This is a genomic window from Elusimicrobium sp. An273 (genome assembly GCF_002159705.1).
Classification (GTDB): Bacteria; Elusimicrobiota; Elusimicrobia; order Elusimicrobiales; family Elusimicrobiaceae; genus Avelusimicrobium; species Avelusimicrobium gallicola.
This window is the reverse complement of the sequence record NZ_NFJD01000003.1, coordinates 73,598-99,235: the sequence shown is the minus strand read 5'-3', so window position 1 is coordinate 99,235 and position 25,638 is coordinate 73,598. Positions and strand designations below refer to the sequence as shown.

Annotated in this window: 27 protein-coding genes; 9 read left to right on the top strand and 18 right to left on the bottom strand. The window is 51.0% G+C overall.

Features of this window, described 5'->3' with window-relative positions; all coding sequences use genetic code 11:
* Window positions 1-61: 61 nt before the first annotated feature.
* The 12 genes from B5F75_RS04705 to B5F75_RS04650 form a co-directional block, all read right to left on the bottom strand.
* Window positions 62-1,075: an SPFH domain-containing protein gene (locus B5F75_RS04705; RefSeq protein WP_087288477.1), complete on the bottom strand. Its 1,014-nt coding sequence runs from the start codon at window positions 1,073-1,075 to the stop codon at window positions 62-64.
* A 19-nt stretch (window positions 1,076-1,094) separates the two neighbouring features.
* On the bottom strand, window positions 1,095-1,520 hold the full coding sequence (locus B5F75_RS04700) for an NfeD family protein (RefSeq protein ID WP_087288475.1): 426 nt from the start codon (window positions 1,518-1,520) through the stop codon (window positions 1,095-1,097).
* Window positions 1,521-1,535: 15 nt separating this feature from the next.
* Entirely contained in the window at window positions 1,536-2,381 is an 846-nt protein-coding gene (locus B5F75_RS04695; protein ID WP_087288473.1) for a transglutaminase family protein, read from the bottom strand.
* A 153-nt stretch (window positions 2,382-2,534) separates the two neighbouring features.
* Window positions 2,535-3,170 (bottom strand): YiaD family glycine zipper/OmpA-like lipoprotein, encoded by a 636-nt coding sequence (locus tag B5F75_RS04690; protein ID WP_087288471.1) that lies wholly within the window; start codon window positions 3,168-3,170, stop codon window positions 2,535-2,537.
* Between the two features lie 123 nt (window positions 3,171-3,293).
* The gene (gene folK, locus B5F75_RS04685; RefSeq protein ID WP_087288469.1) at window positions 3,294-3,791 is read right to left on the bottom strand and encodes a 2-amino-4-hydroxy-6-hydroxymethyldihydropteridine diphosphokinase; all 498 of its coding nucleotides are present in this window, start codon (window positions 3,789-3,791) and stop codon (window positions 3,294-3,296) included.
* On the bottom strand, window positions 3,791-4,141 hold the full coding sequence (locus B5F75_RS04680) for a 6-pyruvoyl trahydropterin synthase family protein (RefSeq protein WP_087288467.1): 351 nt from the start codon (window positions 4,139-4,141) through the stop codon (window positions 3,791-3,793). Before B5F75_RS04680 ends, folK begins: the two co-directional genes overlap by 1 nt.
* Window positions 4,138-4,935: a dihydropteroate synthase gene (folP, locus tag B5F75_RS04675; protein WP_087288465.1), complete on the bottom strand. Its 798-nt coding sequence runs from the start codon at window positions 4,933-4,935 to the stop codon at window positions 4,138-4,140. Before folP ends, B5F75_RS04680 begins: the two co-directional genes overlap by 4 nt.
* A gap of 22 nt (window positions 4,936-4,957) precedes the next feature.
* Window positions 4,958-5,578 (bottom strand): GTP cyclohydrolase I FolE, encoded by a 621-nt coding sequence (gene folE, locus B5F75_RS04670; protein WP_087288463.1) that lies wholly within the window; start codon window positions 5,576-5,578, stop codon window positions 4,958-4,960.
* Window positions 5,503-6,096, bottom strand: coding sequence for a 7-carboxy-7-deazaguanine synthase QueE (locus B5F75_RS04665; protein WP_087288459.1), 594 nt, complete (start codon window positions 6,094-6,096; stop codon window positions 5,503-5,505). The genes folE and B5F75_RS04665 overlap by 76 nt, the downstream gene beginning before the upstream one ends.
* Entirely contained in the window at window positions 6,071-6,415 is a 345-nt protein-coding gene (locus B5F75_RS04660; RefSeq protein ID WP_087288457.1) for a 6-carboxytetrahydropterin synthase, read from the bottom strand. The genes B5F75_RS04665 and B5F75_RS04660 overlap by 26 nt, the downstream gene beginning before the upstream one ends.
* Complete coding sequence (locus tag B5F75_RS04655) at window positions 6,416-7,156, bottom strand: DUF1189 family protein (RefSeq protein ID WP_143351255.1); 741 nt, start codon at window positions 7,154-7,156, stop codon at window positions 6,416-6,418.
* Window positions 7,157-7,201: 45 nt separating this feature from the next.
* Window positions 7,202-7,780, bottom strand: a complete 579-nt coding sequence (locus tag B5F75_RS04650; RefSeq protein ID WP_087288454.1) for a hypothetical protein — start codon at window positions 7,778-7,780, stop codon at window positions 7,202-7,204.
* A gap of 195 nt (window positions 7,781-7,975) precedes the next feature.
* Here B5F75_RS04650 and B5F75_RS04645 point away from each other — a divergent pair, with 195 nt between their 5' ends.
* Both B5F75_RS04645 and B5F75_RS07705 read left to right on the top strand, forming a co-directional pair.
* Window positions 7,976-13,078, top strand: coding sequence for a PAS domain S-box protein (locus B5F75_RS04645; RefSeq protein ID WP_087288451.1), 5,103 nt, complete (start codon window positions 7,976-7,978; stop codon window positions 13,076-13,078).
* 123 nt (window positions 13,079-13,201) lie between these two features.
* A complete protein-coding gene (locus B5F75_RS07705; RefSeq protein WP_087288841.1) occupies window positions 13,202-13,660 on the top strand; it encodes a type IV pilin protein in 459 nt (152 codons plus the stop codon).
* Window positions 13,661-13,720: 60 nt separating this feature from the next.
* On the opposite strand, the gene dut is transcribed toward B5F75_RS07705, so the two are convergent.
* The 3 genes from dut to B5F75_RS07305 all read right to left on the bottom strand — a co-directional run bounded on the left by dut (window position 13,721) and on the right by B5F75_RS07305 (window position 15,500).
* Entirely contained in the window at window positions 13,721-14,152 is a 432-nt protein-coding gene (gene dut, locus B5F75_RS04635) for a dUTP diphosphatase (RefSeq protein WP_087288448.1), read from the bottom strand.
* Window positions 14,153-14,154: 2 nt separating this feature from the next.
* Entirely contained in the window at window positions 14,155-15,192 is a 1,038-nt protein-coding gene (locus B5F75_RS04630) for a HEAT repeat domain-containing protein (protein ID WP_087288445.1), read from the bottom strand.
* 110 nt (window positions 15,193-15,302) lie between these two features.
* Window positions 15,303-15,500: a hypothetical protein gene (locus B5F75_RS07305; RefSeq protein WP_143351254.1), complete on the bottom strand. Its 198-nt coding sequence runs from the start codon at window positions 15,498-15,500 to the stop codon at window positions 15,303-15,305.
* A gap of 99 nt (window positions 15,501-15,599) precedes the next feature.
* On the opposite strand from B5F75_RS07305, the gene B5F75_RS04625 reads away from it, so the two are divergent.
* Together B5F75_RS04625 and B5F75_RS04620 are read left to right on the top strand one after the other, a co-directional pair.
* Window positions 15,600-16,571: an alpha/beta hydrolase-fold protein gene (locus tag B5F75_RS04625; protein ID WP_087288442.1), complete on the top strand. Its 972-nt coding sequence runs from the start codon at window positions 15,600-15,602 to the stop codon at window positions 16,569-16,571.
* A gap of 355 nt (window positions 16,572-16,926) precedes the next feature.
* Window positions 16,927-17,457 (top strand): OmpA family protein, encoded by a 531-nt coding sequence (locus B5F75_RS04620; protein ID WP_158093777.1) that lies wholly within the window; start codon window positions 16,927-16,929, stop codon window positions 17,455-17,457.
* A 151-nt stretch (window positions 17,458-17,608) separates the two neighbouring features.
* On the opposite strand, the gene B5F75_RS04615 is transcribed toward B5F75_RS04620, so the two are convergent.
* Entirely contained in the window at window positions 17,609-18,502 is an 894-nt protein-coding gene (locus B5F75_RS04615) for a hypothetical protein (protein ID WP_087288438.1), read from the bottom strand.
* A 41-nt stretch (window positions 18,503-18,543) separates the two neighbouring features.
* On the opposite strand from B5F75_RS04615, the gene B5F75_RS04610 reads away from it, so the two are divergent.
* On the top strand, window positions 18,544-19,824 hold the full coding sequence (locus B5F75_RS04610) for a mechanosensitive ion channel family protein (RefSeq protein ID WP_087288435.1): 1,281 nt from the start codon (window positions 18,544-18,546) through the stop codon (window positions 19,822-19,824).
* A gap of 55 nt (window positions 19,825-19,879) precedes the next feature.
* Here B5F75_RS04610 and B5F75_RS04605 read toward each other — a convergent pair whose 3' ends face one another.
* Window positions 19,880-21,379 (bottom strand): alanine/glycine:cation symporter family protein, encoded by a 1,500-nt coding sequence (locus tag B5F75_RS04605; RefSeq protein ID WP_087288433.1) that lies wholly within the window; start codon window positions 21,377-21,379, stop codon window positions 19,880-19,882.
* A gap of 176 nt (window positions 21,380-21,555) precedes the next feature.
* Here B5F75_RS04605 and B5F75_RS04600 point away from each other — a divergent pair, with 176 nt between their 5' ends.
* From B5F75_RS04600 to B5F75_RS04585, 4 genes are read left to right on the top strand one after another with little or no spacing between them, the layout of a single operon-like run.
* On the top strand, window positions 21,556-22,017 hold the full coding sequence (locus B5F75_RS04600) for a hypothetical protein (protein WP_087288431.1): 462 nt from the start codon (window positions 21,556-21,558) through the stop codon (window positions 22,015-22,017).
* Window positions 22,018-22,022: 5 nt separating this feature from the next.
* Window positions 22,023-23,066, top strand: a complete 1,044-nt coding sequence (gene nadA, locus B5F75_RS04595; RefSeq protein WP_087288429.1) for a quinolinate synthase NadA — start codon at window positions 22,023-22,025, stop codon at window positions 23,064-23,066.
* Complete coding sequence (nadC, locus tag B5F75_RS04590; RefSeq protein ID WP_087288426.1) at window positions 23,063-23,896, top strand: carboxylating nicotinate-nucleotide diphosphorylase; 834 nt, start codon at window positions 23,063-23,065, stop codon at window positions 23,894-23,896. Before nadA ends, nadC begins: the two co-directional genes overlap by 4 nt.
* Before the next feature lie 27 nt (window positions 23,897-23,923).
* A complete protein-coding gene (locus B5F75_RS04585; protein ID WP_087288423.1) occupies window positions 23,924-25,129 on the top strand; it encodes an aminotransferase-like domain-containing protein in 1,206 nt (401 codons plus the stop codon).
* 96 nt (window positions 25,130-25,225) lie between these two features.
* On the opposite strand, the gene B5F75_RS04580 is transcribed toward B5F75_RS04585, so the two are convergent.
* Complete coding sequence (locus B5F75_RS04580) at window positions 25,226-25,612, bottom strand: OsmC family protein (RefSeq protein ID WP_087288420.1); 387 nt, start codon at window positions 25,610-25,612, stop codon at window positions 25,226-25,228.
* Window positions 25,613-25,638: the final 26 nt, after the last annotated feature.

Genomic DNA, 25,638 nt, shown 5'->3' with positions numbered 1-25,638 from the left:
GGGCCTTTTAAATAAATTCCCCCGAGGGATCCCTCGGGGGATTGTATTTTGCAAGCAAAGTTTACTTGGCAGCAGGCACGCCTCCGGTTAAGTCCTTAATGGCGGCCACGGCGCCCAAAACATTGGAAGCTTCATAAGGCATATAGATGATTTTGTTGTCTTTGCCTTCCGTCATTTTGGTTAACGCCTCAATGTATTTAAGCGAAATCATATAGCTGGCAGGGTTGGAGGATTGGGCCACGGTGGAAGCCACAATTTTGACGGCTTCGGCCTCGGCCTGGGCCACTTTGATTTTCGCTTCCGATATCCCTTCCGCTTCCAAAATGGCGGCCTGCTTCATCCCTTCCGCCTTTTTGATTTCGGATTCCCGCACGGCTTCCGCCTTCAAAATTTGGGCGGTTTTCGTCCCTTCCGCTTCCGTTACCATGGCGCGGCGGTCGCGTTCGGCCTTCATTTGCTTTTCCATGGCTTCGCGGATGGCGGCGGGGGGGATAATGTCCTGCAGTTCTACGCGGTTTACTTTCACGCCCCATTTGTTGGTGGCTTCATCCAAGATGACCTGCAGCTTGCTTTTGATAATTTCACGCGAAGTGAGCGTTTGGTCTAAATCCATTTCGCCGATGATATTTCTTAAGGTGGTCTGCGTCAGCTTTTCAATGGCGGTGGGCAGCGATTCCACTTTGTAGGCCGCGTTGATGGGATCTGTAATTTGGAAATATAGCAGCGCGTTGATTTCAATGCCCACGTTGTCTTTGGTAATCACGCTTTGGCGGGGCAAATCGTAGACGGTTTCGCGCATGTCAATTACGTTGCGCATTTCGGTAATCGGCACAGAGCGCACCCGGCCAGAGCCGTCCATATAGTCCCGGTTTTCGCGCCATTCCATCAAATGGGGCTTGTCCATAATCGGGATAATCCAGTTAATACCCGGGGTAAGAATTTGCAGGTATTTTCCAAAGCGTTCGATAATTATCACTTGCGCTTGTTTGACGATGACAATCCCTTTGGTGATGATCACAATGATAAAAACAATCAAGGCCAGCAATAAGACTACTCCTAAGTCGTTGATTTGCATGTCTCTCTCCTGATGAATTTTATTTGGGGCGTACGGTTAAGGTCACGCCGTCCAACTTTTCTACCACGCATTCCGTCCCGGCGCTTAACGTCTGCAGGGCGGTGGCTTTCCAGCTTTCGCCGGCTACTTTCACGCGCCCGTTGTTAAGAAGCGGGCCGACTTCCGTTTCCGTTACGGCGGTTTTTCCGATTACTTCTTCGGCGGGTGTTTTTACGCGGGGCGCATTGCGGTAGAAGTGCCGCTTTGCCAACGGGCGTATGCCCAGCCACGCCGCGGCCGCCACCCCGGCAAACACGCCGGCTTGCAGCCAAAGGCCGGCTCCCAGCCAGGCGGCCAGCGCAGCGCCCGCCAGCCCCAGCCCCAAGCAAGCCAGCGAAAATTCCATCGTAAATAATTCGCCCACAAAACAGCCTACGGCCAAAATCAACCATACATAATAGTTCATGGAACCTCCCAGCGGTCAGTTTTTTATAATTTCCAAATAGTTGCGCAGGTATTTCAAGCGCCGTTCGTCGCGCAGTTTATTGAGGATGTAAATCATATTGGCAATAAACCGGCGGATGATTTGGCGGGAAGAGAGCGGAGTAAAAAAGTCGTCATTCCACGCAATCTGGCGGGAGCGGATGTAGCGGCGGCAGTCGGCTTCCGTTAAGATTTTGCCGTTATCCAGCGGGTCTACAAACAAAGACTGCAAATGGGCAAAGTCGCGCACATGCACCAACACGCGCCCGGCCAAGTCCACCAGGGAAACGTCCATCCCGTACCGCTGCCCCAGGCAGGCGTACAAACAGGCCACGCAGAGGCTGGACCCTCTTTTTTTGCGCAGGAAGCGCGCAAAAGAAATGTCTTTGATATCGGTATTGGTTTGCAGCGGGGTAAAGCCTTCTGTTTGAAAAATGTAATGCCCCAGGACGACGGCGATCTCCGTATAATTTTTGGCGTTTAAGAGCACCGGGCGCAGAGAAGCGGCCATTTTGTCCAACGGGGCGGACACGTCGCCGCGGGCGGTGGTGGGAGAAGTAAATTTGGAAAGCAAGGCCAAGCCTTCTTCCAAATCCGGGTTAATCTTGGCGGAAAAACGGGCCAGCGCGGCGGAAAGATCTTCCCAGCAGATTTCTTCCAGCGTGTTTAAAACGGCGCGCGGAGCGGAGGTTTTAAATTCTTCTTCCATCACCTGTTGTACCTGGGCGGGATTGGCTTTTATGGCGTCGGCCAGGGCGCTTTTAAGCACCGGGCCGTATGCATCCGACTCGGTTTCCAATAATTTAATCAGCGCCTTCAGGCCGTCGTGTCCCAGTATTTGCATATATTACAAGATAGCAAATTGCCGTCTTTTTTTCCACTTCTTTTTGACGTATTTTTTTGACGGAGAAAATAAGAAAAATTCTTTTTTGATTTTTGCCCAAAAAACATAAAAAAACGGGGCCGTTAGGGGCCCCATTTTTGCAAAGAAAAAGGTTTATTTCAAATCTTTTTCGTTGGCGGTAATTTGCAGCACGACGCGGCGGTTTTGCGCGCGGCCGGCCGCAGTAGCGTTGCTGGCGATCGGGTTGGAAGAACCGTAGCCGATGTAGGTGATGCTCATCGTTTTCAAACCGCTGCCCAACAAGAAGTCGTACACGGCTTTGGCGCGTTGGGTGGAAAGTTTGTTGTTGATGGCGTCGGAACCGGTAGAGTCGGTGTATCCCTGCACGACGATGCGGTTTTTGGGATATTTTTTAAGTACGCGGTTCAGATCCGTCAGCGTTTGCATGGAAGCGGCGGTCAGTTCCGAGCTGCCGGTGGCAAACAAAATGTCGTTCTTTAAGAAGACCTGGATGCCGCTGTCCGACTTTACCACTTCGGCGATGGCGGCCAGTTCTTTGGCTTGTTTGTCGTAGTAGTTGCCCAGCAATCCGCCGGCGGCTAAACCGGCCAAAGCGCCGTAGATGGCGCCGGTTTCGCTTTTGCCGCCCGTATTGTTGGCGATAATGGCTCCGGCGGCCGCGCCCACGGCGGCTCCTCCGGCGGCGCCCCAAGCGGTTCTTTTGCCGGGGGTGGTGCAGGCGGTACCCAACAGCGATACAGCCATACAAAGCAGAATCACTTTTTTCATTGAGTTGTGTCTCCTTGTAAAATGAAGATATTTACATTTTACTTTTTTTTCAGAAAATGCAAAGTTTAATTTGCGGTTTTTTTACGTCAAATGTTTGGGGAACGGCTGCGTGCGGCGCCCGGATTACAAAATGTGACAGTCGGGTTTTCCTTTTTTCTTCATCAGTTCCCGGTACAGGCGGTAGACGGGTTTGCCCAGTTTGGGGTGGACAAAGTCGGACAGAATATACGACAGCGGCTTTAAGACAAACTCCCGCTCCTGCAGGCGCGGGTGCGGAATGAAAAGAGGGTACTCGTCATCGTCTTCAAACAAAACTTGGTCGTCGTAAAACAGGATGTCCAAATCAATCACGCGCGGCCCGTTTTTAAAAGTAGGCGTGCGGCCCAGCCGGGTTTCCAGCGCTTTTAATTTTTTAAGAAGCGGCAGGGGCTGATAGGGGGTGCTTAAAATCAGCACCGTATTGATAAAATCGGGTTGTTCGGCAAAGCCTTCCGGCTTGGAAACGATATACGGCGCCACTTCCTTGACCGTACCCAAGGCGCTGAGGGCCTCTATGGCGCGGTCTATATTTTCTTTGGCGGGGGGAATGTTGCTTCCCAAAGCAAGCACGGCCTTGGGCATTATTCTTCTCCGCGGTATTCAATCCAGCGGTCGGGTTCTTCGGCCACTTTTACGCTGTACAAATGCGGCAGCCGTTCTTTGAGGCGTTTGTACATCCACACGCACAGCGCCTCGGTCGTGGGCTGGGGCAGAAACGTTCCCAAATCGCTCCCTTCCAGGCGGGATTCCAGTTCTTTTTTAAACGTGTCCGCCAGTTGGCGAAAATCAATCAGGTACCCTTCGGCATTCGTCGGCCCGAAGAAAGTTACTTCGTAGTGAAAAGTATGGGTATGCACTTCTTCGGCCAGCGTACCGCCGTGCCCGTGGCGGGCGGTAAAGCTGCCGCATTGGGTTAAATAAACCTTGCTCATGGGGCGGCCTCCAACTCTTGGTAAAAATTCATAATTTTGCGGGTATCTTTTACGTCGTGCACGCGCAGAATGTCCGCCCCGCCCTGCAGGGCGACCAACTGGGCGGCCAGCGTTTGCGCTTTGCGTTTGGGCGGCAGTTCGCGCTTTTGGCTTAAAAAAGTTTTGCGCGATACTCCCACCAGCATCCGCACGCCTAAATCTTTAAAAAACGAAAGGTGTTTCAACAGTTCGTAATTTTGTTCGCGCGTTTTGGCAAAGCCGAACCCTACATCTATAATCACGTTTTCTTTGGCAAGACCGCAGGAAAGCGCTTCTTGAATTTTGCCCGCCAGAAAATCTTTTATTTCTTCCAGCAAGTGGGCATATTCGGTTAAGCCTTGCATGGTTTGCGGCGTGCCGCGCGTGTGCATCACGACAATTTGCGCCTTAAAATCCCGCACCAGGCGAAACATTTCCTTATCTGGCGTGCCGCTTACGTCGTTTATAATAGAAACTCCGGCTTTTAGTCCTTCCTGCGCAACGGGGATTTTGACGGTGTCCAGCGAGACGGGCAACTGCGGCCATTTCTGGCGCACGGCCCGAATCAGCGGCAGCACGCGGGAAATTTCTTCTTCGGCGCTGACGGGGGTGGCGTTGGGGCGGGTGGATTCGCCGCCGATGTCCAGAATATCGGCGCCGGATTGGACGTAGTCTTTGCATTTGGCCAGCAAAGAAGCCAAATTGTTTTGCGGGTCTCCGTCGTAAAAAGAATCGGGCGTAGCGTTTACAATGCCCATTAAAAGCGGGTTGGCCATAAAAACTCCCTGCCGGATGGTGTTATTTGATCATTTCCAAAAATTCGTTGCGCACTTCCATTTTTTTAAACGCGCCGCGGATGGCGCTCGTGACCATAACGGCGTTATGCTTTTCAATGCCGCGCGAGCTGATGCACATATGTTTGGCTTTGCACACTACCATCACGCCGTGGGGCTGCAGGGTGTCCATCAGGCTGTCTGCAATTTGGGCCACCAGTTTTTCCTGAATTTGCAGGCGGCGGGCAAACACTTCCACCAGGCGTGCGAGCTTGGAAATACCCAGCACTCGCCCTTTGGGCAGATATCCGATGCTGATGGTGCCGAAGAACGGCTGCAGGTGATGTTCGCAGGTGGAATAAAATTCAATGTCTTTTAACACCACCATTTCTTCGCAGGAGCCTTCCGTAAACGTTTTTAATACGTCCTGCGGCTTCATCTGGTAGCCGCCGAAAAGTTTTTTCCAGCTGCGTACGATGCGCGCCGGCGTTTCCAAGAGGCCTTCGCGGGTCGGATCGTCGCCGATATAGGCCAAAATTTCGCGCAGATTGTTTAAAATTTTTTCTTCGCTCAGCGGATGTTTGCCAGCTTGTGCGTTTGCAGGCTTAGCCGTGCGGAGGGATGATTTTTTAGCAGTTTTACGCATAGGTCAATGTTCTCCTGTTTGTTGCTTTCGGGCTGCAGATAAATTTGCGTGTGGGCGTTTTCGTACGCATAGTATTTTTGCAAGTCTTCCAAATCGGTTTCCTGCCCGACGACCAATTTAATGACGTGGGCTTTCTTTAGCATTTGCGGGCTGACGTAGCGCTTGGGCGATACGCAGACAAAATCCGCCCGGCTTACGTCCGTATCGTTGGCGCCGTTGGTTTCCAGGTGCACTTCGTAGCCGGCATCTTTTAACACGCCGATCAGGGCGGGCAAGTCCTGCTCGCTGGGTTCGCCGCCGGTAATGATGACGGCCTTGGCCGGCCAGGAGGCAAGGGCTTTTAAAATGGCCTCGGCCTGCAGGGTTTGGCCGTCCCGTGCGGCGTATTTCGTATCGCAGAACGGGCAGTTCATGGAGCACCCCGCCAGCCGGATAAACACCGCCGGCATGCCGGTGTGCTTGCCTTCGCCTTGAATAGAATAAAAAATTTCGTTAACCTTCCACGACGGCTGCGGCATTGTCGCTCTCCCAGATTTCCAGTGTTTTTAAGGTTAAATTTTGTTTCTTTAATTCGGCCCCTATTTTTGCAAACAGATATTGGGCCAGATTTTCGGCGGTGGGGTTTTCCACCCAGTCGTTTAAAAATTGGTGGTCGGGCAGATTGTCATCCAACAGTTTTTTGATGACCTTAAAATCGCATACCATTCCGTCCTCGCGTACGGCGCCTTCTATAACAAACACGGCTTTCCACGTATGCCCGTGCAATTGGTGGCAGGGGCCGTCGTAATGCGGCAGGCGGTGGGCGGAACTGAAGGTGCGGATGAGTTTGATAAGCATTTATTTCTCCTCGGGCAATGTATTAAAAATTTGCTGCATATAGATAATGCATAAAATCACTTGGGCAAACGTAAAAAGCGGAATATTTATCCACAGCCGAACGTACCACAGTGCGCTGAGCGGGCCCATCATAAAAAATGCCCATTTAAGCACCGCCGTGCGCGGCACGTACGAGCGGCGCATGAGTTTAAAAAATAATCCGACGGCCCCCGCCGTACAAAAACTAAACAGCATAACCAAGGGAATGGCAAACAGCGAAGTAAACAGCGTTACTGCGCGCAAGGAGCTCTCCAAGACGTCTTTTTGTTTGGCCAAATTTTCCTGCGAGGTAACAAACGAAAACGTCTTCGGCAGTTCCGTTTGTTGGATGCCGCCCGACGAGGGAACATAAATTTTGTTGCCCGTAACGAGGCAGAGGATGTTGTCCTTAAGCAGTTCTTCTGAGGAAGGGGGCGTTTTTAAGGACGCGTCAAAGACGATTTTAAAATCGCTTTGCGGCACCGAGGCGGAAACCGGCTGCTGCGGCTGGGTCAAAACGCCTTTTTCAAACGTTACCTGCGGAAAGTTTTTTAGCAGCAGGGGCAGATTGTCTTTGATGTAGCCGCTGCTGAAAAAATAAAATACCACCGTAGACAAGAAAAACAGATAAATGCCGAATCCAACCATAAACCGGCGGGACGAAAAAGCCAAAATATGGTAAAAACGGAACGAAAAAATAGTTTTTATATGAGCCCAAAGCATATGTTTATTATACCAATTTGGGCCGTATTTCACCGAAAGCGCCCTTTAATTGGCGGCGTTTTTGTCCTGGCAGGAAATTTCGGCCCCCAAAAAGAAAATCTGGTTTTTCTTAAACACGCAGGAAAGCTTTTGGGAGCGGGGGGAGCCGTCCGCGGCCGGGGGCAGGGGGCGCATGCAGGCAATGCGCGTGCAGGAATAGGTTTCGCCGCACTGCGGAAAAGAGGAAGAAGGAAAATTGGAGATAAACCAAGAAAAATCCAAATTGTAATTAAGCGCCTGCAAAAAGTTTTCGCAGGTCAGTTCGTTTTCAAACGTGCAGCTGGGCTGGGCGGAGGAATTTTCGAGGGTAATGCTTTGGTCAAGCAGGGTGTAGCGTTCGGCGTCTATTGGGTCGCCCTGCACCATATAGACGTCAAAACAGGAATAGCCGGGGCTTTGTTTTTTGCTGCAGGTAAAACGGTTTAAAATGTCGTGCCCGGGGCAGGTGTCTTCCACCAGGGCCGGATCGGTGGAAAGATACTGCGGGGATTGGCGGATTGTCTGCGGTTTATAAGCGGTTTGAGCGGCGGTTACAACGAAGGCTCCCCCGATAAAAAGGGCAATCAGCGCGGCGGCTTTTTTCATACGTTGTCCTCCCGGCAATTTTTTTCATCCTAGCAAATTTGCGGGTTCGTTTTAACTTTTTACACAGACAAAAAAGGGTTAGACGGGCTTTCCGTACGCACGCGGACGTGCGCGTGTACTTCTATATGTTGCAACACGGAACGGAATTTATTAATATATATCCGTGTTGTTTTATTTTACGCCAACAGAGGGCTTATGTCCAATAACTTTTTCTCGTTTTTTTCCAAGAAAGATCTCCCTGCCGAACAGGTAATCAAAACGCTTACGCCGGAAATGCTGGCTTTTCTGCAGCAGTTTCCTACGGCTATTTTGCTGTTAAACGCGACGGGCAAAATCGTGTTTGCCAATGCGGGGGCCGCTTCCGTTTTGCGTACGGAAATTTCGGATTTAAACGGCACCGGCGTGGAGCGGCTGGGACTTACAATGGAAAAAGTGCGCGCGATGGCGGAAGAAAAAGAGCCCAATAAAACAATCATCCAGTTAGTCAACCGGGAAGCGGATGCCGTCTACGTCAGTGCGGGGGCCAGCTTTTTGGCTTCCACGCCGTTTATTATGCTGACGTTGGAATTTGTGCCCCATTTTAAACAGCTGAATGCCGAAAAAAGTTTTTTGAGTTCGGTCATCAACAATTATCCCGTGGCCGTTACCGTGCAAAATTTGGCGGGCGTTTGTACGTTATGGAATACGGCGGCGGAAAAGATTTTCGGTTTTAAGGCCGAACAAACGCACAATCATTCGGTATATGAATTTTTGCCGAAAGAAATCGTCGCTTCCGTGCAGCGATTGGACGAACAGGTGCGCGACAAACAACGCCCGCGGGAAAACGTGCTGCTTTCGTATAAAGACGCAAAAGGGGAAGAGCGCACCCTGTCTGTCACCAAAGTTTTTACGCCGTCGGAAAACAATAAAAATAAAGCCATTTTAACCATTTACGAAGATGTGACCATGCGCCAGCGCTACGAGCAGGATTTGCTGCAAAACCGCACGTTGCTGCGCGCCGTGCTGGACAATGTGCCGCTGGGCTTATACACGCGGGACTGTGATAACCAGATGACCTTTTTTAACCGCCAAAGCATGAAAGTGCTGGGCGAAACGGACGTAAAATGCGTCAACAGCCCGCATCCGCATCAGGATAAGGATGTCGTTTCTTTTCATTATACCCGGGAGCAGCAGGTGTTAAGTGAAGGGAAAATTAAAGATTATCCGGAAGAGCCGTATGTGGATCATGCCGGCAATGAAAAAATTCTGCATATGATTAAAGTCCCGCTGATGGATGCGGGGCCGAAACCGTTGGTGCTGACCATTGTGGAGGATATTACCGACCGCCGCCGCCAAGAAAAAGAAGTGGCCCGGGCCAACAGTTTCTTATCGGCCATCGTGCAAAACGCGCCTATCGGGTTGTATGCCCGTGCGGCGGACGGCCGAATGCTGCTGCGCAACAAGCAGTGCGAAGAAATTTTTGGCGAAGTGTCGGATAAGGCGTTTGACTCTACCGGCTCGTTGCCGCACGAAACGCCGGAACAGGTGCATGAATACATCGCACGGGAAAGAGCGTTGCTGGAAAGCGGCAAAACGCTGGACATACCGGAAGAAGAGTATCTTACCGGCGGCGGGGAAAAGAAACTGTTGCATATGGTAAAAGTACCCGTGTCCGAGGAGGGCAACGGCGAGCCGCAATTTGTGGTAACGCTGGTGGAAGATATTACCGAAAAACGGGCGCAGGAACGGGCCTTGGTGGAAACCAAAAACTTCCTGCAGACCTTGCTGGATCAGGTGCCTGTGGCCATTTATGCACGCGGGCTGGATGATAAGATGTCCTTTGTCAACCGCCGCGCGCACGAATTATTCCCCGATGAGCAGGAATATCTGGCCAAGGACGATTTTTACGGCCAGCGCGAAAAGGCCATTTTTAAAGACGGCAAAACGGTGGAATTCCCGGAAGAGTGGTATACCACGCTGCGCGGGAACAAAATTTTGCTGCATTTAATTAAGGCCCCGGTGTTTGATAAAGAAGGCAAACCGTTTATGGTGCTGACGGTGGCCGATGATATTACCGAAAAGAAAGCGCAGGAAAAAGCCATTATTGACGCCAAAAACTTCCTGCAGACGGTTATCAATAACCTGCCGGTTTCGCTGTCGGTTAAAGATTACGACGGAAAATACATCTTGTGGAATAAGAAGAGCGAGGAACTCTTTGGCGTAATGGCCGAATCGGTCATCGGGCGGACTTCGTACCGGGTGGATATTAACAAAGACCAGGCGGAGTTCCTGCGGGAAGCGGACTTGCGCGTGTTTGAAAGCAAAAAAGAACAGGATATCCCGCAAGAGCTGATTTCTACCGCCAATGAAGGCGTAAAAATTATGCACACGGTAAAAACGCCTGTGTTTAATGTGGACGGCACGCCCAATTGTCTGTTGGTGGTATCGGAAGATATTACGGCCAAGACCAAAATGGAAAAGCAAATCCGCGAAGCCAGCGACAAAAACACCCTGCTGGTGGAAAACGCCCGCGAAGGCATTATCATCCTGGAAGACGGAAAAATAATTTATGCCAACCGCGCCTTGTGCCATATCTTAAATTATGAAGATGTAAAAGAAGTAACCGGAAAGAAAATTTTGGATATGGTGGCCGAAGACCACCAGATGTTCCTGAAAGACAAGTATGACGCCGTGGTTTCCGGGGCGGACGATGCCTCTTCCGCCATTGATGTTCATTTTCTCAAGAAAGGCGGGCAGGAAGTGGAAACGGAGTTTGCGGCGGTGGCCTCGAAATACTTGGGCCGGCGCATTGTGCTGTGCTTCGTGCGCGATGTAACGTCTTCCAACCGGATGCTGCGGGAAGTGAAAACCGAGCGGGAATGCTTCCGCGCCGCGTTTGAAAAAAGCGTTACGCCCGCTTTTATTCTGTCGCACAAAGGCTATATCAGCGTGATGAATGAAGCGTGCCGGAAAATGTTTGATTTTACGGACGCGGACAAAAACTTCTACCGAAACGTCTATATGAAACCGGCCGTTTCCTTGGCGGCGCGCAAGCAGCTGCGTGCCGGACAGCCCGCTCATATGGATTATGTGTTTGACTTTGACCGGGCGGCTAAAATGTTCCCGGGCCGGATTGAAGGAACTGGAAAATTGCCGCTTTCGGTGAGTTTCGTGCCGATTAATAAGCGCGACGCAAAAGACGGCACCGTAGAGGCCGATTACGTGGTGTTCTTGGAGCGGAAAGAAGCAAAATCCGCCCCGGTTGTTCCGCCTCCGCCGGCCGCGCCCAAACAGCCGGAAGCGCCCGCTGCGCCTAAACCGCAGGAACATACGGCGCCTAAACCGCCGGCTCCGCCGATGATTATTAGCAAAACTTCGCAAGAGATGTTGGTGTTGCCCAATAGTGAGCCGTACGCTTTGTGTGGAGATGGCTGGAAAATAGAAGTTTGCAATGATTTATTTTGCTCCCTGTGCCAATTGGAGGAAGACGAGCTGATCGGGCAGGATTTGCGCCGCTTGTTTGATGCGGACTCCCTGCCGCGGCTGGAAGAAGATTTAAAAACGCTGCAGCAGGACGGCTCGCTTGCCAACCGGGAATATCATATTAACCTGGCCAGCGGATTGGAAAATACGGCCATTCGGCTGACGGCCGTAAAAGAAGCGGACGGGCGGTATTTATTCGTCTTGCGCAATATGGCGTTCCACCGTCAGATTATGAAAATTCTGGAGGAGCGTTCCGCCCAGTTAAACGCCTTGCTGGAAGCCACGGAAGGGGTGGTTTTCTCGGTCTTGTTTGAAAACGGCCGTTTCGGGCATATTGAGCAGGCCAACAAGTTCCTTTCCCGCAAGTTGGGTTTCACGCACGACGAATTGGTGCATATGCCGTTTAGAGATTTGTTCTTTGATAAAGAACATAATTCCAGCCGCTGCAAAGAAATTCTGGATCATGCCCAGGAAGAACTGGCTTTGGAAGGGAAAACGTCGTTTAAGCTTTCCGTTCGCAAGAAAGACGGGTCTGCTTTTGAAGCCCACGTGGTGCTAACCGCGCTGGACTTGCCCAGCAAAGATGCCGCCTTGGTGGTCGTGCGGGATTTGTCCGAAGAATTGGATGAGGTGTCTAAAGATTCCAAGGAAGCCCAAGAACTCAAAAGCGTGCGGCAGGCGCTGCCGGGGTTGTATTTAAAAACGGACAGCGACGGACGTGTGCTGGAAGTATATTCCAATTTGGCGTATTTTGACAATGACCAGGCCTCCAAAGTGTTTTTGGATAAAAAGCCGGGCACGTATTGGCCGCAGGAAGCGGCTTCCCGGGCGTTGTTCGCCATTAAGGAAGCGTTGTCCATCAATGTCAGCACGCGGTTTGAATTTGAATGGCGAGTATCGGGTACCTTGCATTATTTTGAAGCAACCGTTACTCCGATTACCGGCCGCGCCGAAACGGTGCTGTGGGTGAAAGATATGTCCGAACAGCACGCATACGACGAGAAAATCCATGAATTGTACCGTCTGGCCAGCGAGCCCGGCCTTTCCATTACCGAACAAGTGGATAAAATCTTGGCGTTTGGATTGAAAACATTCCCGGCCGATGTGGGCTTGGTCATTCGCTTTGACCAAGGCAAATTGGGCCTGGAAAGCCATATCGTCTATGTCACGGACAATGACTTTAATATCGAGCGCTACATGACCTTCCCGGTGGAAGAATGCTTGGTGGACGTGCCGGACGGAAATGTGGTCATTTTCCCGGATCTGTCCAGCGCCACCTGCACGCATTGCCTGCATAAAGAAAAAGGCTTTGGCTCGTTGCTGGCGGCACCGCTGTATGTGTCCGGCAAGGTGCAGGGGGCGTTGTGTTTTGCTTCCCGCGCGCCGCGCCATGACTTTGGACAGGGAGCCGAGGAGCTGATGGGTATTATGTCCCGCCTGTTAAGCCTGCGCATTGAGCTGCGCCAAACGGGCAAAATGCTCAGCGAAGCGTCCCGCTCTTTGGCCCGCACGTTGGAATATGTGGAAATGCCGGCCGTGATGATGGACTTGGATTACACCATTACGTTTGTCAATAAGCCGTTTCTGGAAATTACCGGCCGGCGAACCAGCAATATCGTGGGCAGGGACTTCTTTACGGAGGTAATCCGCAATGAAGATATCTCCAAACGGATGTTTAAAGCGGCCGAGAATTCCGCCGCCGGCAATGCGTTCCAAGTGCGGATGGATTTGCTGCACGAAAACGGCCTGTACGAAGATACGGGGTGGGACGTGTTTGCCTGCAAAGACTCCGACGGAAAGATTGACGGCTATGCCTTAATAGCGTCGGAATCTTAAGCGGGAAACTGCACTGTATTTACGCCCCGGCGCTTTTAGAGGCCGGGGTTTTTAAGATTAGGCTTGTGTTGGCGGGAGTTGTTTTTATACCATAAAGAAGAATTATTTTTAGGAGGAAACACCATGCAAAAAGGGTTTACCTTAATTGAATTGTTGGTGGTTGTATTGATTATCGGCATTTTGTCTGCCATTGCGTTGCCGCAGTATGAAACGGCGGTGGAAAAATCCCGCGCGTCGGAAGCGTTTGTAAACGGGAATGCCATTTTAAATTCCATGAACCGCGCCATTAACGAGCGGCCGAATGAATATCCCACCACGCGGGCGTCGTTGGATATCCGGCTTTCGGGCGGGGAGTGGAATGCGTCCGCCACGCGGTATGCAACGGAATACTTCTTGTATGATTTATCCAACGGAAACCGCTTGGAAATTACCCGTCGGTTGGGGGATAACGACCAATACACCCTGCGGTTGTACAACAACTTAAGCGACACCCCGGACAAGAAAGACTGTGTGTCCACCGGCTCTTCCTCGGCTGATTTATGCAAATCATTCCGCAGTTCCGGGTATGAATTAGCCAATTAATTTGTTTGTTTCCACAAAAAAAGGCCTGCTTTCAAGCAGGCCTTTTGTTTTGCAAAGCGTTTAGTGTTCGCCCGTGCTGCCAAATCCGCCCGCTCCGCGGGCCGTATCGGACAGCGTGTCCGTTTCCTCAAAAGCCGGATAAATCGTAGGCAAAACGACCAACTGGGCCACTTTTTGCCCGGCTTCAAACACAAAATCCGTTTCGTTTAGGTTGTACATACACACCAGTAATTCGCCGCGGTACGGTGCGTCCACCAGGCCCGCCATGGCCTTAATGCCTTTGCTTTCCACCGAACTTTTGCCCCAGATAATGCCGGAAGTGTTCTCCGGCAGTTCTACGGCAATTCCCGTGCGTACTTTTACGACGGTGCGCGCCGGCAGGACGGTGCGTTCCAGGGCAAACAAATCCGCGCCGGAATCGGTCGGGTGCGCGCGGTGGGGCAGCAGGGCGCGGGGATCTAATTTTTTTACTTTTATGGTAATCGGATTCATAATCAGTTCATCAGCTTTTCAATTTGGCGCAAGGCGTTTTCCGCATAAATTTTGACGGAATCATCCCCCGTTTTGGCCAGCAATTTTAATTGCGGAATCATGCTTTTAAGAAGCCCCGTGTCAAACGCGCGGTCTGAGGTATAATTAAAAGCGTCCGGATTGGACAGAACTCCCGCCATATACGCCGCGGCGCGGGCGGAGTTGATGCGTTCGTTTTTATGGGCGCTTTGCAGCCCTTGGCGGATGGTTTCGGCGGCGTTTCCCGTCATAAATCCAAGCGCCAGCGCATACGTGGCGGAAGACGGATCGGTATAATTTTTGCGCAAGCCTTTGGCCGTTTCTTCTTGCGTATAAGAGCGGTTTAAGGCAAGGCCGATGGCAATTTGGGTTTGCACGGAAGAATCGGTTTCGGTTTTGGCCATTTTTAATAATTGCTTAGCCGCATCTTCGGAATGCAGCGAACCCAGCCACGTGGCGGCGGCGGCGCGGGTGGCGGCATCGGCCGACGAAGAAGCCTGTTTTAAGTATTTAAGCAGTTGTTTGGAATTGTCCGCCAGGCGGTTCATGGCGCGCAGGGCAAAAGCCGAATCAAAGGCATACAAGCGCACTACCTGGGACGTGTAGGCTTTATCTTCCGGATTTAAAAGACCATACGCCCCGGCCGCATAAGATTGAAGAATAGGATCCTTGCTTTCCAGCGCTCCCTGCACCAGGGGCAGCAGTTCTTCCGTTCCGTCGCCCATAGCGGTAACGATAATGGCGGCAAAAGTTTGTTTCAGCGGATCGTCTTCTTTTAAAATCAGGTTAAACAACACCGGTTCTTGAATTTTAGACGGCGGAATTTTAACCAAGCTGGCGCCGGCCGCAAAGACGGTGTCCGGATCTTTGGCGGAGCGGAAAAGGGTGAGCACCTGTTGGTTTTCGGCCGCGGAGCGGTTGTTCTTTTGCAGCAGGGGCAGCGCTTGTTGCAGCTTGGATTGCGCCGGGCAGTTAAGCGCCGTAACCAGTACGGCTATCAGTAAAAAAAGTGTTTTTTTCATATTTATTATCCTTATTTTAATTATAGCATTAAAGGGGAAAAGGCTTATGCAAAGGCATAAAAAATCCGCCGCTTAACGCAGCGGATAAATAATGGGGAAAAGGGAAAAAATCAGTGCAGGGTAAGCGCTTCCGTCAAACGCTCGGCCGCCACCGTGTTTTTTTGACGTTTTTCGGTATGGTTGGAGTAAACCTGCAAATCCTCGTGGTCTTTTAGCACCACAATTTTGGTGTTTCCTAGGGCGAGCAAAAAACGTAGATTGGTTTGATTCTTCATAAACAACTCCTGGTAAATCGGTTTCTTTATCATACTTTACTTGTTTCTGTACAAAACGGCAAGGGCCTTTAGACCCATAGCCCGGTTAGGCCCTGTTCCGAATGTTTTTAGATATATGATACAATAAGCCATATGAAAAAATTTTACCTTGCACTGGCGTGTTTACTGATGGCTTCTTGGGGCATGGCCCAGGAAGAAGAAATTATGATTATTAATCCCGGACGGGAAACTTTTGTGCATTTTCCGTCTGCCGTATTGGGCAACCAACATACGCTGACCGTTTTCCTGCCGGAAAAAGCCGTCCCACTCTCCAAACGCTATCCGGTGGTGTATGTGCTGGGGGCCGGCCCGAAAAACGCCCAGGAGGCGCAAGATTTTGTGGAAAAAAATCACGTCTTGGCCGTGGGGATTGACTTTACCGAAGAGGATTATCAAAACCGGGAACAGATTATCGAATTTATCTCGCGGGAGTTAATTCCCTATATTGATACCAATTATCTTACCTTTGCCGACAGCTCCCACCGGGGCATTGCGGCCCAAGGGAAAAATGCCGCCTTGACGGCACTGGCCTTGCTGGCCAAACCGCATTTGTTTGGGGCGGTGGCCTTGGCTTCCGGCGCCGATGCGATTGAGCAGTTTCAATTGCCGCTATCGGGTGCTCCTCGGATATTTGTGACGGGCCGCCAGTCCGAGCTGGCCTTGGCTCAGCAAAAATTGGAGCAGGCCGGTTTGGAATACGGCAAAAATTTTGCTTTGGCGTATGTGTCTTCGGCGGCGGGATTGTTTGAAGGGGTGGATTGGAACTATCTTTCGGCCCCGCAGCAAGACGTTACTTTGCGTCGGCTGAAAGCGGAAGTGGATTGCCCTGTGCTGACGTTGGATTCGGATGAAAAATCCATACTGACGGTAACCGCGCGGTTAAACAACGGCGCCACGTTTGCGTATGTGCCCGATTCGTTGCGCATAAGCCCGCCTTATTTGAATTGGAATCCGCTGAAAGGGGAACTGACCCCGGTGGCAGGTGCGGAGCCGGGAAAGGTCAAAATCAGCGGGGGTGTGGATAAAAAGGCGTTTTCTGTAAAAATAAAGCTTAAAAAACAATAAAAATGCTTTAAAAAAGCCCTTTTATGCAAAAAAAAGGCGACTTGTCAACAGTTTTTTTAAAAAATATAAAAAGAGGGGAAAAAATAAGCATTTTGAATTTTTCCGTCGGGGAAAAGAAGGAAAAATAAATTATTCCCCTATACAAAGGCAAAGTTATCCACAAAAAAACGGGGTTATCCACAACTCTTCTTTTTCGCGCTTTAAAGTTTGCCCCAAAAAACGCTTTTTTGTGGATAAATGTAGAGTAAAAGCGTAATTATCCACAGGTTATCCACAGCGTGTGGATAACTGGGAATATGGAAATTGTTACACGTTTTTTATGTGGTTTTGCTATAATTTGGACAGGAGGAAACTTATGAAAGGAAAATCCGTTTTGTTATTTTTATGCGCAGCGGCTTTATGCGCGTGCTCTTCCGCCCAGAAACAGGACGAAGATATCCCGCGGCCGGCCAAGCGCGACCCTATTATTGAAGAACAGGCCAAGAAGAACGAAAAACTTTACAACCAAAGCGAGGCCCGCATGGCAAAAACGCTTAAACTGCCGGCCATTACGTACGAGTTTGACTCTATTCGCCCGCCGGATTACGCCTATCCTTTCTTGGATAAAGTGGCCAACGTGATGAACTCGCACCCGTCTTTGCATTTAATCGTGGAAGGCCATACGGACGTGTTGGGCTCCAAAGAATACAACTATTGGCTGGGCGCCTCGCGCGCGGCGGCGATGAAGGCCTATTTGGTCAGCCGCGGCGTGAATGCGGAGCGCATCCGGATCCACTCCTACGGGAAAGACCGCCCGCTGACGCTGGATAACTCCAGCGACGGCCGCCGCACCAACCGCCGGGTGGAATTTTCTTTCACAACCCGCGTTTGGAACGCTATTTATTAACTCGTAAGCATACAGGCAAAACCCCGGGCGAAAACGCCCGGGGTTTTTTGTGTTTAAATGGGGGGAGATGACCTTTCGTAACATGGGTAGAGAACATCAGATAAAAAAAGCGGAGCCCAACGGGCTCCGCCTGAAGGCGACAGAAGGGTTTCTACTGTTGCTGCATAATCTGCAAGGCTTTGCGGTCGTCGGGAAGGACGGTTTCGTCTTGCAGGCTTACGCGCCAAGTTCCGCAGGAAAAAGAAGAAGCTTTCAGCTTTTTGGAATTTATGCCCGTTCTTGCCTGGGCGTGGCAGGAGATAGAATAATCCCCTTGCGTATTTAGCGGCGAAGTGTTTAAAATGCGCTCGCTTAACATAAATACTGCGCCTTGGCGGGTGTAGGTTTTGTTCATCTCGTAGAAATACGTATCAATTTTGGTGCCCGCCTTGCGCACCAGCAGCGCTTTGGCGCGGGCCTCGGCAGACTGTTCTTCTTTATTTTTCTTTTTGGAATTGCGTGCTGCTTCATCTTGCTGCTGTCGCTGTTCGTTTAAGTACGCATTGCGGCGGGTTTGCAGCTGGCGGGACATCGCTTCCAGCTGGGCCAAGCGGGAGGGGTTTTCGTATTCTTTGTAGGAAAGCTTTACCAACCCGTTGTTTTTGATGACGCCCCGCGGGGTAACTGTTACCTTGGTGGTATTGACCAGATTGGAGTGGGTTACTTTGAAGGTAATTTTGTCGGGGGAGTACTTTTTTGCGCGGCCGTAATAGGCCAAGTCCCGTTCAAAATTTTTATTAAAATCCAAGGTTACTTCATCCTGGTCGCTGCGCCAGCAGCAAGCGGAAATGCAGGACTTTTGCAGATCTATTTGTTCCACGGCTTCCGGCGGCCAGAAGTGAATGTTAAACTGGTAGCAGGAATCATACTGCTTGCCGTCAAAATCCAGTTTTTTGCCGGAAACTTCCAACCACGGTTTGGTGGTGGCCACTCCGGAGTTGTTAAGCGGGGTGTAGCAGGCCCCCAGGCACAAAATGAGAATTGCAGAAAGCCAAGTTTTTTTCATACACTTATTATAATAACTTTATTTCAAAAAGGGGAGCGCCTATGAATTTTATCTTGCCCTATGTGGAAAAAATACCGTACATCCCGGATAAATACAATACCCTGATTGCCCAAGTGATTGCGGCGGTGTTGTTTGTGCTGGTGCTGTATGCGGCGGCGCGGGCGGCGTCGTGGTTTTGCAACCGCTATTTGGGGCGGTTGGTGTCGCGTTTTAATTCGGGGCGGTGGTTTAAGGCGCTGTCTGAACATCATTTTTTCACGGCGATGGGCGTGGTGGTGGCGGCCCTTTTGGCCATCAACCTGTACCCGGTGTTTATTTCCAGCAAGGTGGCGGTGCTGACCACGCTGATGGGCAAGCTGACGGGGCTGTTTGTGGTGATGAGTTTTGCGTGGCTGGTCAATTCCATTTTAAATACGGCGGGGCGGTTGTACGGGCTCAATCCCAGCGTGCCGATTAAGGGGTTGGTACAGGCACTTAAAATTATTCTGTTTTTAATTACGGCGCTTTTTGTTTTATCCTTGCTGTTGGGGCGCCGGCCGATGTATATTATCACGGGGCTGTCTGCGTTGGCGGCGGTCTTCTCGTTAATTTTTAAAGATCCCATTCTGGGCTTTGCCGCCAGCATTCAGCTGACCACCAACAAGCTGATTAAAATAGGGGACTGGATTACCGTAGATTCCGCCGGGGCGGACGGCAACATCATTGACATTTCGCTCACCAGCGTGCGGGTGCAGAACTTTGATATGACCATCGTCAGCGTGCCCACCTACGATATGATTTCCAAGCCGTTTAAAAACTGGAACGGAATGTACCTGGCCAAGGCGCGCCGCATCCAACGCAGCATTTTGATTGACGTGGATACCGTCAAATTCTTAGACCGCCCGATGCTGGAACGCCTGAAAAAAATCCAGCTCTTAAAAGATTATCTGGAGCAGAAAGAAACCGAAATCAAAGCGTTTAACGCGGAACGGAATGTGAAAGAGAACTTTTTGAACGGGCGGCATTTAACCAACATCGGCACTTTCCGCCATTATGCGGAGCTGTATTTGGCGTCGCGGCCGTATGTAGTGTCGGACAATCCCAATTTAACGCTGATGGTGCGCCAGCTGAAACAGGAAGCCCAAGGCCTGCCGCTGGAAGTATACTGCTTTTTAAATACGACCGTGTGGACGGACTATGAAGCCCTGCAGAGCGATATTTTTGACCATTTGTTCTCGGTCTTGCCGGAGTTTGGCCTCTACGCCTACCAACAGCCCAGCGGGCGCAACATCGCCCAGGGCATTCAAATGCTTTCCTATCAGCCTCCGGTGCAGGAGCCTTAGCGAAAGATAATTTAAACGGCATAAAAAACCCCGGCGTTTTGCCGGGGTTTTGTAATTATTGGGCAGATTGTTTCGGCTTTCTGCCTACGATATTTTTGATGTTTTTGCGCGTGGTCTTGATGATGACTTTGCGGAAGCACCACAAGGCCCAAATGTTGGGAACGGTCATCATCGTCATGGTAAACACGGCCAAAGCCCACATAAAACGGGTGGAATTGTTGGCTTCCGCCGTGCGCAGGAGGGATTCGGCAATGGTAAAATCCCACGAGAAACTGGTGCCGATCCAGCCGCCCGCAAATACCAGCAAAATAAACAGCACGCGCGTGGGCTTAATCAGGGCATTGGAGCCTTTGCACAAGAACTGCAGGGCTTTTTCAATGTAATATCCCCAGCCGATAATGGTGGTGAAGGAAAAAATCACCAGCGAAAAAATCAAAATCGGCGTGCCGATATAAGGCACCGTTTTAAAGGCGCTGTTGCACAAGTTGGCCGCATAGACGTTGGGGTTTTGCCAATCGCCGGCCAAGATGATGACCAGCCCCGTCAGCATACAAATGAAAATAGCCCAGAAGACCGATGTGGCGGAAATAATGGCCATTTGGGTGGCGCTGCGGGTTTTGGCGGCGGCCGCGGCGATAGAAGCGCTGCCCAGGCCGGCTTCCGTAGCCAGCACGGCGCGCGTTACCCCGGCGCTGACGGCGGGAATCATCGCCTGCAGCAGGCCCATAATCCCAATGCCGATAGCCCCTCCCGCGGCGGCTTTTCCCGTAAAAGCGCTTTTAAAAATAATCACGGCCGCTTCCGGGATTTTGCCAAAATTCATAATCAGCACAATGACCGCCAACAGCAAGTACAAGCTGCCCATAATCGGCACCAGCCATTCCGAATACGCCGCAATGCGCTTTACCCCGCCGATCACGACCACGGCCGTTGCAATCGCCACGAATAAGCCGGTGTACCAGGGGTTAAAATTGTATCCTTCCCGCAGGGCGTCGGCGATGGAGTTGGATTGCAGCGCACTGCCGGCCGTCAAGCCCATCAGCAGCGTGCCGACGGCAAAAATGAGGCCCAGCCATTTAAATTTTAAAATGTTGGAAAGATAATACATCGGGCCGCCCACGTATTCGCCGTCGGGCAATTTGACGCGGTATTTAAAGGCCACCATGCATTCGCAGTATTTAATGGCAAAATTGAAAAATCCGGCCACCACCATCCAAAACAGGGCCCCCGGCCCGCCTTCGGCTACGGCCGTGGTTACCCCGATAATGCTGCCGGTGCCCACCGTGGCGCCAATCATCACCGCCAGCGAGCCGAAACTGCTGACCATCCCTTCCGATTCTACTTTCGTTACCGAAAGTTTCATAGCCGGCCACGTATATTTTTGCAGAAAGCGAAGGCGCACTGTAAAGTAGATCCCCAAAAAGAGCAAAATGATAATCATCGGCGGGCCCCATACCAGCGTATTGAACCCGTTCATTAAATCATACGCGCTTTGCACGGAAGGCCCGCTGAAAAATTGGACAAAAGCAGACCCTAATTGTTGGATACTTTGCATGAGTCTTGTGGTTTCCTCCTAAACGGTACAACCTTTTTATTGTACTAAAAAACGAAGTTTGCGGATGCAGAAATTTTTGATTTTTTACGTAGGGAAAAAACTTCACAACCTTGCGCAATATGATATATAATGAAATAACGCGCGGGCCAAGGCCTGCATATACAAGGAGACGGGTTATGAAAAAACTTTTACTTGCGGCTGTAGTCGCCGTATTCGGCGCGGCGGCCTGCTCTTCGGGCAATGCCAACACCAAAACGGCGGACGGACGGACTGCTTCTTCGTCTAAAAACGCCAAGTACCAAATTATCGACCAGGAGTTTGACAACCTCCTCGCACCGGATGCCGATTACGACACCATCCCCGACTATGAACTGCAGGCCTGCGGGGATTCGTACTTGCCTCCGGCCACCACTCCGCTTAAAGGCGCCACCAAACCCGCCGTCAGAAAACCGGCCAAACAGGCGGCTTCGTCTGCCAGTACGGCAAAGTCTTCTGACGTCAATGTGAACAAAAAAGTCATCAATAATACCAACATTTATTACTTGGACGGCTCCGCCCCGAACACTTCCACGACTTCTACCACCACCTATACGAGCGAAGAAGCCCTGCCGCCGGCGGATGTACCGGATACGCTGTAATTTTTATGCTTCAGACATTAGACAAAGAAGCTCGGCTTACCGAAGAAGCCCATAGACTCTATGGGCTTCTTAAATCTGTTTCCAAAGACAAAAACGCCAAATGGACGTATGAAGACTGTTTGGCCGCGGCTCCTTACACGCTTTCCATCAACCGTTTTAAAAAAGAGCAAAACGCCGTCATCCTCGCTCATTCCTATACGACGCCGGACTTGGTGTACGGCGTGGCGGATTTTAGGGGGGATTCCTACGAACTGGCGCTAAAAGCGCGGGAAACCAAGGCGGACGTGATTGTGTTTGCGGGCGTTTGGTTTATGGCGGAAACGGCTAAAATTTTAAACCCAGAGAAGAAAGTGCTAATCCCCGCCGGGCGCGCCGGCTGCACGCTGGCGGACGCGATTACCGGGGAAGAAGTAAAAAAACTGCGTGCGCAGCACCCCGGCGTGCCGGCGTTGTGCTACATCAACAGCTTGGCGGAAGTAAAAGCGCAGTGCGACGCGTGCGTAACTTCGGGAAACGTATTTGACATCGCCCAAAAAATGCCTGGCAATGAACTGATTTTCGTGCCGGATTTGCTGATGGCCCAAAATTTAGAGGCGGAACTCGTCCGTCGCGGAACGCCTAAAAAAATCATTGCGGCAGGCGGCTCCTGCTACGTGCACGGCCATTACCGCCCCGAAGACGTGCAAAAACTGCGGGCGGAACATGCGGGCATTAAAGTGGTGGCGCACCCGGAATGCCCGATAGAAGTCTGCCGGCTGTGTGATTATATGGGCAGTACCAAAGGGATGAGCGCTTATGTGGCGGCGTCGGCGGATAAATGCTTTGGCATGCTGACGGAATTCGGGCTGGTAAACCGCTTGGAAGCGGAACACCCGGATAAAACGTTTATTTGGCCGTGCGGCATTTGCGAGTATATGAAACGCAATACCTTGGCCAATACGCTGGAAGCGTTGATTGACCCGCGCCCCGAACAAGTGGTGGAAATGGAACCTGCGTTGGCGGCGGCGGCTAAAAAATCTATTGATAAAATGTTTGAGCTTGCACAATGATACTGGATAAAATTATTGAACTGGCTTTGCTGGAAGATTTAAGTTTGGGGGATATTACCTCGGACACGATTTTTACGCCTGAAAACCGGGCGAAAGCCGTCATTCGGGCCAAGGAAGATTTAGTCCTGTGCGGCATGGAAACGGCCCGCGAAGTGTTTGCGGCGGTAGACCCGCAAGTGCGTTTCACGCCGCTTAAAAAAGACGGAGACGACGTAAAAAAAGGGGAAGAAGTCCTTGCGCTGGAAGGGCGCACCTTGTCTATTTTAAAAGCGGAACGCACGGCGCTTAACTTTATGCAGCGCATGAGCGGCATTGCCACGGCGGCGCGCGCGTATGCGGCCGTTGGCAAAAAATACGGCGTGATGATTGTGGACACGCGCAAAACGCAGCCGGGCCTGCGGCGGTTGGATAAATACGCCGTCCGCACGGGCGGCGCGCGCAACCACCGCATCAGCTTGGCCGACAGCGTGATGATTAAGGACAATCACATTGCGGCGGCCGGCTCCATTACGGCGGCGGTGGCAAAGATCAAGTCCGTCATTGGGCATACGCCTAAAATAGAAGTGGAAACCACGAATTTGGACGAAGTAAAAGAAGCGTTGGCCGCCGGGGCGGATATTATTATGCTGGACAATATGACCCCCGAACAAGTGCGCGTGTGCAAAAAAGAGATTGCAGGCCGGGCCATTATAGAAGTGTCGGGCGGCGTCAATAAAGATAATTTAGAGGCGTACTGCCAAGCCGGGCCGGATGTAATTTCCATGGGCGCGCTGACGCATTCCGTGCCGGCTAAAGATTTGAGCTTAAAAATTGTACAATATATCAGTTAGATTAATTAGAAGAGAAGGGAACCGTAAATGAATTATAATCAGTTGTTTTCCCAAGTGGTCAGCCGTTCCAAGGCGTCGGCGATCAGAGAACTTTTAAAAGTAATTTCCCGCCCGGAGATCATTTCTTTTGCGGGGGGATTGCCGGATCCAACCTTATTCCCTACCCGGGAAGTGGCCGACATTATGGGAAAAGTAGTGTCAGAACACCCCCGGGAATCGTTGCAGTATGGCACGACCGAAGGGCAAGACCGTTTTAAAAAAGAACTTATCAAACTGCTTAAAGAAACCGAAAATATAGACGTAACGCCGGAACAGCTGTTGGTCGTTTCGGCCTCGCAGCAGGCGCTGGATATGACGGCCCGTTTGTTCGTCAATCCCGGCGACAGTATTATTACCGCCTGCCCCACTTATTTGGGCGCTTTGCAGGCGTTTCAAGTGGCGGGGGCCGACATTACCGGCGCGGAAAGCGATGAAGGCGGCGTCATTGCCGAGGATTTAGAGGCCAAATTGGCCGGCCTTCAAAAACAGGGCAAACAATGCAAATTTATCTATTTGGTGCCCGATTTTCAAAACCCCACCGGCACCACGATTCCGGAAGAACGCCGCTTGAAAATTTTGGAAATTGCCAAAAAATACAATACGTTTATTTTGGAAGATTCGCCTTACCGCCAAGTGCGTTTTGAAGGCAAATCCCCGCGCACCTTTTACGAATTGGACAAAACGCACAACCACGTCATTACGCTGTTTACGTTTTCCAAAGTATTTGTGCCGGGCTTCCGGCTGGGGTATATTATCGGGCCGGAAGAAGTCATCCGCAAATACGTGATCTTAAAGCAAGCAATGGATTTGTGCACGTCGCCCATTTTGCAGCTGGCCACCGGCGAGTATCTGCGCCGCGGGCTCCTCTTGCCGCATTTGAACCAGATTATCGCCACCTACCGGGAAAAACGCGATTTAATGCTCAAAACGCTGGCGGAATGCATGCCTAAAGGCGTCTCGTGGACGCACCCGGAAGGAGGGCTTTTCCTGTGGCTGACGCTGCCCAAACACATTAACGCAACGGAGCTCTTACCCAAGGCTATTGAAAATAAAGTGGCCTATGTGGCGGGGGTGGATTTCTATCCGGCGGCGGATGTGTTTAACGATATGCGGCTGAACTTTTCGTATCCTTCCAAGGAACAGATTGTGGAAGGGCTGAAACGCTTGGCGCAGACGATTAAGGCTTATCTGTAAACAAAGTTTTACGAGAAAATTCCGGGTTTAACGCCCGGAATTTTTTTGCAAAAAAAGACGCCTGTAGAGGCGTCTTTTAAAATTTACGCAAGGGCCTTAAGCCGCTTCGTGCACCACGGAAATTTCGTGCGTAATTTTCACGTGCCGCGCCACCAAACACCGCTTGGCCACTTCCACTAGGGCATTTTCGTATTTGGCCGGGAAATCCGGCGGAACGTGGATGAATACTTTAATTTTGTCAATTACGTATTCGTTGATGTTCCATTCCGGCTCCAACGTCAGGTAAACGGTTTCGGGCAGGTTGTGCTGTTTTAAAAAGTTCAGCACAAACACGCCGCTGCAGCTGCCTAAAGACGCCAAAAACAAATCAATCGGCGTGGGAGCGCTGGAATCCCCGCCGTGTTCTTTGCTTTGGTCGGTCATAATGTCAAAATTTTTGACGTGAACTTTTACTTTTTTATTTCCTTCAAAGGTAATTTTCATTCCCCCGGCTCCTTGTAAAAAATAAA

Coding starts and splice junctions, on each gene's coding strand:
- B5F75_RS04620 (WP_158093777.1), top strand. CDS start 16,927: ATGAAAGGAAAATCCGTTTTGTTATTTTTATGCGCAGCGGCTTTATGC.
- B5F75_RS04700 (WP_087288475.1), bottom strand. CDS start 1,520: ATGAACTATTATGTATGGTTGATTTTGGCCGTAGGCTGTTTTGTGGGC.
- B5F75_RS04645 (WP_087288451.1), top strand. CDS start 7,976: ATGTCCAATAACTTTTTCTCGTTTTTTTCCAAGAAAGATCTCCCTGCC.
- B5F75_RS04690 (WP_087288471.1), bottom strand. CDS start 3,170: ATGAAAAAAGTGATTCTGCTTTGTATGGCTGTATCGCTGTTGGGTACC.
- B5F75_RS04655 (WP_143351255.1), bottom strand. CDS start 7,156: ATGCTTTGGGCTCATATAAAAACTATTTTTTCGTTCCGTTTTTACCAT.
- folK (WP_087288469.1), bottom strand. CDS start 3,791: ATGCCCAAGGCCGTGCTTGCTTTGGGAAGCAACATTCCCCCCGCCAAA.
- nadC (WP_087288426.1), top strand. CDS start 23,063: ATGATACTGGATAAAATTATTGAACTGGCTTTGCTGGAAGATTTAAGT.
- B5F75_RS04630 (WP_087288445.1), bottom strand. CDS start 15,192: ATGAAAAAAACACTTTTTTTACTGATAGCCGTACTGGTTACGGCGCTT.
- B5F75_RS04650 (WP_087288454.1), bottom strand. CDS start 7,780: ATGAAAAAAGCCGCCGCGCTGATTGCCCTTTTTATCGGGGGAGCCTTC.
- B5F75_RS04665 (WP_087288459.1), bottom strand. CDS start 6,096: ATGCCGCAGCCGTCGTGGAAGGTTAACGAAATTTTTTATTCTATTCAA.
- nadA (WP_087288429.1), top strand. CDS start 22,023: ATGCTTCAGACATTAGACAAAGAAGCTCGGCTTACCGAAGAAGCCCAT.
- B5F75_RS04660 (WP_087288457.1), bottom strand. CDS start 6,415: ATGCTTATCAAACTCATCCGCACCTTCAGTTCCGCCCACCGCCTGCCG.
- B5F75_RS04585 (WP_087288423.1), top strand. CDS start 23,924: ATGAATTATAATCAGTTGTTTTCCCAAGTGGTCAGCCGTTCCAAGGCG.
- B5F75_RS04605 (WP_087288433.1), bottom strand. CDS start 21,379: ATGCAAAGTATCCAACAATTAGGGTCTGCTTTTGTCCAATTTTTCAGC.
- B5F75_RS07705 (WP_087288841.1), top strand. CDS start 13,202: ATGCAAAAAGGGTTTACCTTAATTGAATTGTTGGTGGTTGTATTGATT.
- folE (WP_087288463.1), bottom strand. CDS start 5,578: ATGCGTAAAACTGCTAAAAAATCATCCCTCCGCACGGCTAAGCCTGCA.
- B5F75_RS07305 (WP_143351254.1), bottom strand. CDS start 15,500: ATGATAAAGAAACCGATTTACCAGGAGTTGTTTATGAAGAATCAAACC.
- B5F75_RS04705 (WP_087288477.1), bottom strand. CDS start 1,075: ATGCAAATCAACGACTTAGGAGTAGTCTTATTGCTGGCCTTGATTGTT.
- B5F75_RS04695 (WP_087288473.1), bottom strand. CDS start 2,381: ATGCAAATACTGGGACACGACGGCCTGAAGGCGCTGATTAAATTATTG.
- B5F75_RS04580 (WP_087288420.1), bottom strand. CDS start 25,612: ATGAAAATTACCTTTGAAGGAAATAAAAAAGTAAAAGTTCACGTCAAA.
- B5F75_RS04615 (WP_087288438.1), bottom strand. CDS start 18,502: ATGAAAAAAACTTGGCTTTCTGCAATTCTCATTTTGTGCCTGGGGGCC.
- B5F75_RS04600 (WP_087288431.1), top strand. CDS start 21,556: ATGAAAAAACTTTTACTTGCGGCTGTAGTCGCCGTATTCGGCGCGGCG.
- dut (WP_087288448.1), bottom strand. CDS start 14,152: ATGAATCCGATTACCATAAAAGTAAAAAAATTAGATCCCCGCGCCCTG.
- folP (WP_087288465.1), bottom strand. CDS start 4,935: ATGGCCAACCCGCTTTTAATGGGCATTGTAAACGCTACGCCCGATTCT.
- B5F75_RS04680 (WP_087288467.1), bottom strand. CDS start 4,141: ATGAGCAAGGTTTATTTAACCCAATGCGGCAGCTTTACCGCCCGCCAC.
- B5F75_RS04625 (WP_087288442.1), top strand. CDS start 15,600: ATGAAAAAATTTTACCTTGCACTGGCGTGTTTACTGATGGCTTCTTGG.
- B5F75_RS04610 (WP_087288435.1), top strand. CDS start 18,544: ATGAATTTTATCTTGCCCTATGTGGAAAAAATACCGTACATCCCGGAT.